The sequence below is a fragment of the Haloferax profundi genome, assembly GCF_001469865.1.
Classification (GTDB): Archaea; Halobacteriota; Halobacteria; order Halobacteriales; family Haloferacaceae; genus Haloferax; species Haloferax profundi.
In genome coordinates this window covers 1-729 of record NZ_LOPV01000365.1, presented here as the reverse complement: position 1 = coordinate 729, position 729 = coordinate 1, and the positions used below count along the sequence as shown (strand labels likewise).

The 729-nt window shown below is 46.8% G+C and carries 1 protein-coding gene; it reads left to right on the top strand.

From position 1 onward, the window contains the following. Positions 1-363: IclR family transcriptional regulator (locus AUR66_RS13165; RefSeq protein WP_197409784.1), on the top strand; the 363-nt coding region annotated here is incomplete at its 5' end. Between the last annotated feature and the right edge of the window lie 366 nt (positions 364-729).

Here is a 729-nt window from a genome sequence, read left to right as displayed (position 1 = left end):
TGTACCGCGAGCGGGAAGGCCATTTTGGCGTTTCTGCCTGAGGAACGGGTTCTCGAAATCATCGACGAGCGAGGTCTCGAACCACGGACAGAAAACACGATCACAGAACGTGAGGAACTGTTCGAAGAGCTTTCACAGATACGGGATCAAGGATATGCGAATGCCATAGAAGAGTCTGTTAAGGGGATGCGTGCGGTCGCTGCTCCAATCATGCTCGAGGACTCTGTAGCCGGGTCAATCAGTTTAGCCGGTCCCGCAAACCGATTCGTTGGTGAACGGTTCGAAGACGAAGTTCCGAAGCTCATCAAAGGTGTAGCAAACGAAATCGAACTGAAGCTGACCTACTCTGAGAGTGGCATATAATGTCACCACCGTAGATTTCGACTCATCAGGAACAGATCTATGTACTGGTAGGGCTAGAAATTACATTCGTAGTTCTGTAATACTTTGCCGCCGGGTACTCCATATTCTACTGCTCATTACAATGTGCTATCATAATGTCTGATCTTCTTAATAATCTGCAGTCGTATAGAATTACACGTATAGTATTGTAATTATATGCGATGACGACGGCTCAAACTCGGCATCTCGCACTCAATCCTGTTCAACGATATTGAACGATTCATGGAATGACGATTCTTCACTAAACTTGATGGATTGGCTGTGTGCGGGTCTAAACGCCGCTCAAACACAAGATCACCCTTCAATCGGAGACGATATCGGCATTGA